Genomic DNA, 8519 nt, shown 5'->3' with positions numbered 1-8519 from the left:
GCTCAGATTTAAATGGCGAGTTTAAAGTAACTTCTTCAAATGGTTTAAAAATTTCTGTAGTTTTTCTCTATGATTATTCTTTTGCTATAAAAATGCAATCATAAAATAATGCAATCCATTGAATTTATAACCTTTTTTTTATCCTCTTTCTTGGAAACATCGCAGGTTTGAATCTTTGAATTTCAAATACCTTTAAATTTTATATACAAACAATATCCCTGTACAGACTTTGTTTCCATCTTGGAAAAAAGCAAACAGATCTCCCAAAGTATGAGCAGAAAGACAATTGCTGTTTAGAAATGATAGTTCTATTAAATTAAATTAATTCTATTCGTAAGTTATTAAATGTTAAACCAACCAAATTAAAAATTATAAAATTTACGAAATCCCGTAAATAAAAAAAAATAAAAAACAAGGTAAGTTACTGAAAATCATTTAGTTAAAAATTAAGGTATATTCTTTGCAAATTGTTAAACGCGATCAATTTAATCGCTAACAACAATAAGTAACCTTTAAAATTTTTACAAATGAAAAATTTAATCTTAACAATCGGACTATTTACATTATTCCTAACAGGTAGTCAAGGATTTTCGCAGACGAAAAGAATTCCCGGAGCTTTAGGAAGAGAAGAATATATTGAAGTTGAAAAAAATGTTCGCCTTCACGTAACAGACCTCGGAACAGGGCAGCCAATTGTATTAATTCAGGGATGGCCATTAAGTGATGCAATGTACCAATATCAATATGCTTTTTTCATTGAAAAAGGATATCGTGTAATTGGAATTACTTTACGCGGATATGGACTATCTGATAAGCCGGCAGGAAAGTATGACTATGACGTTTTTGCAGATGATATTAAAGCTGTGCTTGACAAAGTAAAAATTGAAAATGCAACTTTAGGCGGATTTTCAATGGGTGGTGCCATAGTTATCCATTACACCGCAAAATACAATGCTTCCCATATCTCAAAATTAGCTTTATTTGGAGCCGCAGCACCTATTTGGACTAAAAGAGCTGATTTTAATTATGGTTTTTGGACCAAAGAAGATGTAAACAGTTTAATAGAATTAAATAATACAAACAGACCCCAGTTATTCGATAATTTCGGAAAAATATTTCCGGCAAACGAAACCAGTGTTTCTCCCGGGTTAGGAAATTGGTTGGGAACAATCCAAGGACAATCTTCTTTTTATGCTACAGGCGAATGTTTAAAAGCATTAAGAGATACTGACTTACGCGAAGATTTAAAAAAGATCAATATTCCAACGTTAATACTTCATGGCAAGTTGGATAAAATTTGTTCCTATGAATTAGCAGAGCAAATGCACTCCAGCATCAAAAACTCCACATTAATACCTTTAGATAAAAGTGGACATGCTTTATTTATTGAAGAATTAACAAAGTTTAATACAGAGCTTTTGAATTTTATTAAAAAATAAAAAACACAATAAGTGGTTCGTTATTTAAAGATGAACTTATAATATATATTCTCATTCACTTTGTTTTTCACAAACTATAGTTACAATATTAACAGTTAAATGATAAAACGATAACACATTAATAAATTCGCGAAATATCGTAATTTAAAGTTAGGCCTTTAAAATGTAAATCCTTGATTTTATTGCTTTATAAACTAAGGCATATTATTTGGCTATTGTCAGGCATCTTATATAAACCAAAAGAAGTACAATTTCAAAAAATATGAAACAGTAGCTTTTTTCTTAATCCAGGTTAATCAATAAGCCTTCACCCCTTCTGTAAGTTTGTAAAAGAAATTTAACACCAATAAAAATTTAATAATCTAAAACCATAAAAAATGAGCACAATTAAAACACAAGACGGAACAGAAATTTATTATAAAGATTGGGGAACGGGGCAACCAATTGTTTTTCACCACGGATGGCCTTTATCAGGTGATGATTGGGATGCACAAATGATGTTTTTCCTAAAGCAAGGATATAGAGTTATTGCGCACGATCGTCGCGGACACGGGCGTTCTGGTCAAAGCTCAGAAGGAAACAACATGGAAACTTACGCTGCAGACGTAGCTGCATTAACAGCTGCGCTTGATTTAAAAGATGCCATTCATGTTGGGCATTCAACCGGAGGTGGCGAAGTAATACGTTACGCTGCAAAATACGGAAAAGAACGTATTGCAAAAGCAGTAATTATTAGTGCCGTAACTCCAATAATGATCAAAAATGAATCAAATCCTGAAGGTGTGCCATTGTCAATTTTTGATGAAATAAGACAAGGTACCGGATTTAGCAGAGCGCAGTATTTTTATGATTTCCCTATTCCGTTTTACGGATGGAACCGTGAAGGACAAACCGTTCAGGAAGGTATTAAACACAATTGGTGGCGTCAGGGAATGATGGGATCAGTTTTGGCACATTATGAAGGAATAAAAGCTTTTTCTGAATCAGATTTTACAGAAGATCTTAAAAGTTTAGATATTCCTGTTCTTGTGCTGCATGGAGAAGATGATCAGATTGTACCTTTTGCTCAGGCACCAAGAGCGGCAGCACTTCTGAAAAACGGAAAATTAATTTCGTATCCGGGATTTCCACATGGAATGCCAACTACCGAGGCTGAAACAATCAACAAAGATATTCTGGCTTTTATTAAATCATAAATATATTATTTAAAGTTAATCAAAACTGCCTGAAATGGTTCGCTTTTAAAGGCAGTTTAATTCTTCTATTATGAGTTTATCACAACAGCCCTATTTTGATACCGTTACAGAAGCTTTACAATGGCTTAATCAGCAAGGTTTTACAGAAAATTTTAATCTTGACGAAAATTGTATCCGCTACAATAACAACAAACATAGCATGTCTCCGGAGGAATTCAAAATCGAGTATCTATTTCGCTTTGAAGGTGATACAGATCCTGGAGATGAAGATATCGTATACGGAATTATATCTGAGATTTACAATATAAAAGGTGTTTTAACGAGCGCTTTTGGCAGCTATGCAGATCCTTTTTCTGCCGAAATGATTAAGAAACTTTCAACGCATTAAAAAACTATTTTTATGAAACCATCAGTTAATTTATTATCCCCAAATAACCACGCTTTAGTCCTAATTGATTTTGAAGGACAAATGGCATTTGCAACAACAAGCATTCCGTTAAGTGAATTGCGTACTAATGTTGCCATTATCGCAGGAGCATCAAAAATATTTAATGTACCAACAATTGTTACCACAGTTGCCGAAGAAACTTTTTCAGGTCCTGTTTTTCCGGAAGTCGAAGAATTTTATCCAATGGCCACTTCAGGTTACATTGACCGTACAACGATGAATACCTGGGAAGACGAAAATGCTTATCAAGCCATTATCGGAACAAAAAAGCAAAAATTAGTCTTCGCAGGATTGTGGACGGGTGTTTGTATCGTTGGCCCTGCTCTATCTGCCATTGACGAAGGTTACGAAGTTTATGTAATTACAGATGCCTGCGGAGATGTTAGCAAAGAAGCTCACGAACGCGCGATTCAGAGAATGATACAGGTTGGTGCAAAACCAATAACCTCAATTCAGTATTTATTAGAACTTCAAAGAGACTGGGCACGTGAAGAAACCTATGTTCCGGTTACAAACCTGATGAAAAAATATGGTGGTTCGTATGGTATCGGAATTCATTATGCACATAATATGCTAAAACACTAACTTAGTGATGCTTAACTATAAATAATTAAAGTATGAAAGCAGATCTGATTTTATTCAATGGCAAAATTCATAGTTTCAATTCCGAAACACCAAATATAACTGCCGTCGCAATCAAAGATGGAAAGTTTATTGCCGTTGGAAATGATAAAAATGTAATGGAGTTTGCATCATCAGCAACTAGAGTAATCGATCTTCAAAACAGAAGAGTTGTTCCCGGAATTAACGATTCACACATTCACCTGATTCGTGGCGGATTAAATTATAATTTAGAATTGCGTTGGGATGGAGTTCCTTCTTTGGCTGATGCACTAAGAATGCTAAAAGAACAAGTTGATCGCACGCCAAATCCGCAATGGGTTCGTGTGGTTGGCGGTTGGTCTGAGTTTCAGTTTGCCGAACGCAGAATGCCAACTCTGGAAGAAATTAATACAATTGCACCGGAAACTCCTGTTTTTATTCTGCATTTATACGACAGGGCAATTATGAACAGAGCCGCGCTAAAAGCTGTTGGTTATACCAAAAATACACCTGCGCCTCCGGGTGGACAAATTGAAAGAGATTCTAACGGAGAACCAACCGGACTTATTATTGCAACGCCAAATGCGATGATTTTGTATTCGACTTTAGCAAAAGGGCCAACACTTTCTTACGAACATCAAATCAATTCGACACGTCATTTTATGAAAGAACTGAACCGTTTCGGAATTACAAGTGTTATTGATGCCGGAGGAGGTTTTCAGAATTTTCCGGACGATTATAAAGTAGTCAATGAATTGAATGAAAAGAAACAGCTTACAGTAAGAATTGCTTATAATCTTTTTACCCAAAAACCAAAACACGAGTTTGAAGATTTTGAAGATTGGATTGATAGTGTAAAATTATATCAGGGTGATGATATGTACCGCCATAATGGTGCTGGTGAAATGTTAGTTTTTTCTGCTGCTGATTTTGAAGATTTCCTGCAACCAAGACCTGACCTTCCTGAAACCATGGAAGCTGAACTTGAAAAAGTAGTCCGCCTTTTGATAGCAAATCGCTGGCCTTTTAGACTGCATGCGACTTATAACGAAAGTATTACGAGATTTTTAAATGTATTTGAAAAGATCAATCAGGAAATTCCGTTTGATGGACTTCCGTGGATATTTGATCACGCTGAAACAATTGATGAACGAAATATCGAACGCGTCAAAAAATTAGGAGGTGGTATTGCAGTACAAAGCAGAATGGCGTATCAGGGTGAATATTTCACAGAAAGATACGGAGCAAAAGCAGCCGAAAATACACCTCCAATAAAAAAAATGCTTGAAATGGAAGTTCCTGTTGGAGCAGGTTCTGACGCTACAAGAGTAAGCAGCTACAATCCGTGGGTATCCATGTATTGGATGACGGCTGGAAAAACAGTTGGAGGTTTGCAATTGTACAATGAAAGCAGATTAAGTCGGGAAACAGCTTTAGAGTTGTACACAAGAGGGAGCGCATGGTTTTCGCAGGAACAGGCTAAAAAAGGAGATGTTAAAGTTGGAATGTTTGCAGATTTAGTGGTTTTAGATCGTGATTATTTCAATATTGAAGACGAAGACATTAAAAAAATTGAGTCGGATTTGACAATTGTAGATGGAAAAATTGTGTACGCCAATGGTGATTTCTCCTCATTTTCACCACCAAATATCCCAATTCTGCCAGACTGGTCGCCAACGAATATTTACAACGGATATCCGGTTAGAAGTAATTTGCAGAATGTCATCGAAAAAAATGCAAAACAAACTTCAAAACCACGTTTGACATCACAAATACACAGCTGTAGCGGAAGTTGTGATGTTCACGCCCATAGCCATGATGTTGCAAGATTGAGCAACATTCCGATAAATAATTATAATGCATTTTGGGGAGCACTTGGCTGTTCTTGTTTTGCATTTTAAATTTCAATAAAATGATAGAAATTATAAAACAAATCCTTTATTCTGATTTAGGAACCTCATTCAATAATGCTGCATTTCTAATTTTCAGAATTCTGTTGGCTGTAGAACTTTTCAGGGTGCATGGAATGAAGAAATTCAGGGTTGAGAACGGACAAAGAGAACATGTTCCGAATCCGTTGCATTTACCTGAAAAACTAAATGGATTAGTGGCTACTTTTTCAGATACTGTCGTTCCGTTTCTTATTATTTTAGGCATCGGAACCCGATTTGTTGTCTTGCCTACAATTGGCGTTACTGCTGTAGGATATTTTGTGGTACATAGAAAAGATTCACTCGAAGTACGTGACGTTCCTTATATGTACACCCTATCCTTATTACTAATTCTGGCACTCGGTGCCGGAAAATATTCACTTGATTATTATTTATTAACCTATTTGATTAATTAATTTACACAAACAGAAACTTAGAATTATTAAGATTAAAATGATTTTGTTTCACGCAGATTTTGCAGATTAGAGCAAATTTAATTTTAGATTTTTATTAATTAATCTGCTCTTATCAGCTTAAATCTTTTTAAATCTGCGTGAAAAAATATCCAATACATAAATTTAAAATGATTACTTATTAAACCTTATATAAAATGAAAGCAAACATCGGAATTAAACAAGAAAGCATCACAAAAGTAGTAGATGTATTAACTAAAGTTTTGGCTGACGAATTTGTACTTTATACGAAAACAAAAAAAGCACACTGGAATGTTGAAGGTCCGGATTTTTACAACAAGCATATCTTTTTTGAGCAGCAATACGAAGCGCTTGACGAAGTTGTAGATGCGGTTGCAGAAAGAATTAGAACTTTAGGACATTATGCACCGGGAACTTTAAAAGAATATCTGGCGTTAACACATCTTACCGAAGAATCAAGAGAAAAAAATGACAGCGCTGGTTATATCAAAGAACTACTTGCTGACCATGAAAGTATTTTAATTCACTTACGTGAAAACATCAACAATTTTGCCACTGAATTGCACGATGCCGGAACGAGTGATTATATCACTGGACTTTTGGAAAATCACGAAAAAATGGCGTGGATGCTTCGCGCTCACTTGAAATAATTGAATTATGGAAATACAAAAAAACATTTGGTACGTAACCCTGCTGCTCACTATGATAGCAGGGTATTGCGATACCGTAACATTTGTTGCCGCAGATTCTATATTTTCGGCACACGTTACGGGCAACTTTATTGTCTTTGCTTATCAAATCATTAAAGGTTCAGATGTGCATGCGTGGGTAAAACTGCTCACATTTCCTGTATTTATCCTGGCTGTTATTGTTGGGGGAAGAATTGCCTTAAAAAATATCAATCATTATAGGATTTTATTTTGGGAAGGTGTCATATTGGTTTTAAGCGGTATTGCTGTTTATGTGTTTGGTTTTTTAGAAATCTATTCAGGATGGACAATCTATGTTATTGCCATGGCAACTGTTTTTGCAATGGGACTTCAGAATGCTTTTGGAAAACTTTATGCCAAAGAAACACACGGGCCAACGACAATGATGACAGGAAATGTAACACAGGCATCGCTCGATTTAGGAAATCTATTAAAAAATGGAATAAAAGATGCTGAAACAATTCTTAGTTTTAAGAAACAAGTGGTTACTATTATGGGGTTTTTGACGGGTTGTTTTTTAGGAGCAATTGCCGGTATGTTTTTTGGTTTAGGAACTTTGATTTTACCCGGAATTGCTATTATAATATGTTATTTCTATCATCGTGAAAACTAGAAAGATCAGGATATCCATTTGCAGATTTATGATAATAGACTATCTTTAAAAGAGGAATTATAGCTCCACTTTTTCTGCCAAAAAAATTTGCATATTATGTATTGTAATGTTTTTTTTCGTGCGAGTGTAACCAGAATTGCAGGCAATGAAAAAACCTGCAAATCCTAGGAATTACAGGTTTTTTTTGCTTTTAAGGGACTTTTATTTTTAGAAGAAACGAGGACTTATAATTTTACCTGCGTTTTTTAAGAATTCATAACGAAGGAATATCTCATGAGATCCTGAATTGTAATTGTTTAGGTTTGTGGTTTCTCGATCGTAACCATATCCTAAATAAAGACCATCTGAAATTTGAAATCCTGCTATGGCGCTAAATGAAGCGCTCCATCTGTAAGCGACACCCGCTACAAATTTGTCGATAAACATAAAGTTGGCCGATACATCTACCTGAAGCGGCGCACCTCCTACCATTTTGGTAAGAATGGCCGGTTTGAACTTTACATATTCATATTTGTCCAGATTGAATACATAACCTGCCATCAAATAATAATTGATTTTATCTTTGTAAATAGCAACATCATTATCATCGTATCGATTGGTCTGAATAAAATTTGGTACCGAAAACCCGATATAGGCTTTGTCAGAATGCCAGTAAACCCCAGCTCCTACATTTGGTGTGAATTTATTGTCGAGATCCTGAAACATTGGATCTCCTGCATCAATTGGATTCAGCTTGCTGGCATCTAAATTGAAGATATTGGCAGTTCCTTTAATACCAAATGAAAGTTTGAAATCGGCGGAAGTTTGTACGGTGTACGAAACATCAACAGAAATGTTGTTTTCACTTGTAGGTCCGATTTTGTCATTTACCAGCGAAGCACCAAGTCCTAAATTACTATTGTTTATTGGCGTATTGACAGAGAAACTGCTAGTCTCAGGAGCTCCATCCAGTCCAACCCATTGTGTACGGTATAGACCAAAAACGCTTAAAGCCCCACGAGAACCTGCGTAGGCAGGGTTAATATTTATAGTGTTGTACATGTACTGCGTGTATTGCGAATCTTGCTGGGCAAAACCTGCAATTGCTGAAAACATTACGACGAAAGAAAATAATTTTTTCATTTTTTTGTTTTAAAATATTGACT

Annotated in this window: 9 protein-coding genes; 8 read left to right on the top strand and 1 reads right to left on the bottom strand. The window is 35.3% G+C overall.

Annotated elements, in window-relative coordinates:
• Nucleotides 1-527: 527 nt before the first annotated feature.
• From J2X17_RS18250 to J2X17_RS18215, 8 genes are all read left to right on the top strand, one after another.
• Complete coding sequence (locus tag J2X17_RS18250; protein ID WP_310301334.1) at nt 528-1439, top strand: alpha/beta fold hydrolase; 912 nt, start codon at nt 528-530, stop codon at nt 1437-1439.
• Nucleotides 1440-1816: 377 nt separating this feature from the next.
• Entirely contained in the window at nt 1817-2635 is an 819-nt protein-coding gene (locus J2X17_RS18245; protein WP_310301332.1) for an alpha/beta fold hydrolase, read from the top strand.
• Between the two features lie 70 nt (nt 2636-2705).
• Nucleotides 2706-3023 (top strand): phosphoribosylpyrophosphate synthetase, encoded by a 318-nt coding sequence (locus tag J2X17_RS18240; RefSeq protein WP_310301330.1) that lies wholly within the window; start codon nt 2706-2708, stop codon nt 3021-3023.
• 12 nt (nt 3024-3035) lie between these two features.
• On the top strand, nt 3036-3668 hold the full coding sequence (locus J2X17_RS18235) for a hydrolase (RefSeq protein WP_310301328.1): 633 nt from the start codon (nt 3036-3038) through the stop codon (nt 3666-3668).
• Between the two features lie 32 nt (nt 3669-3700).
• Nucleotides 3701-5587: an amidohydrolase gene (locus tag J2X17_RS18230; RefSeq protein ID WP_310301325.1), complete on the top strand. Its 1887-nt coding sequence runs from the start codon at nt 3701-3703 to the stop codon at nt 5585-5587.
• Nucleotides 5588-5598: 11 nt separating this feature from the next.
• Entirely contained in the window at nt 5599-6033 is a 435-nt protein-coding gene (locus J2X17_RS18225; RefSeq protein ID WP_310301323.1) for a DoxX family protein, read from the top strand.
• 194 nt (nt 6034-6227) lie between these two features.
• Entirely contained in the window at nt 6228-6701 is a 474-nt protein-coding gene (locus J2X17_RS18220; protein ID WP_310301321.1) for a Dps family protein, read from the top strand.
• 7 nt (nt 6702-6708) lie between these two features.
• The gene (locus J2X17_RS18215) at nt 6709-7374 is read left to right on the top strand and encodes a YoaK family protein (RefSeq protein ID WP_310301318.1); all 666 of its coding nucleotides are present in this window, start codon (nt 6709-6711) and stop codon (nt 7372-7374) included.
• A 207-nt stretch (nt 7375-7581) separates the two neighbouring features.
• Here J2X17_RS18215 and J2X17_RS18210 read toward each other — a convergent pair whose 3' ends face one another.
• Entirely contained in the window at nt 7582-8496 is a 915-nt protein-coding gene (locus J2X17_RS18210) for a PorP/SprF family type IX secretion system membrane protein (protein WP_310301316.1), read from the bottom strand.
• Nucleotides 8497-8519 lie beyond the last annotated feature (23 nt).

It is taken from the genome of Flavobacterium aquidurense, assembly GCF_031458035.1.
GTDB classification, from domain to species: domain Bacteria; phylum Bacteroidota; class Bacteroidia; order Flavobacteriales; family Flavobacteriaceae; genus Flavobacterium; species Flavobacterium aquidurense_C.
Note: the sequence above shows the minus strand (reverse complement) of the source record. Positions and strands in the feature narration are given on the sequence as shown.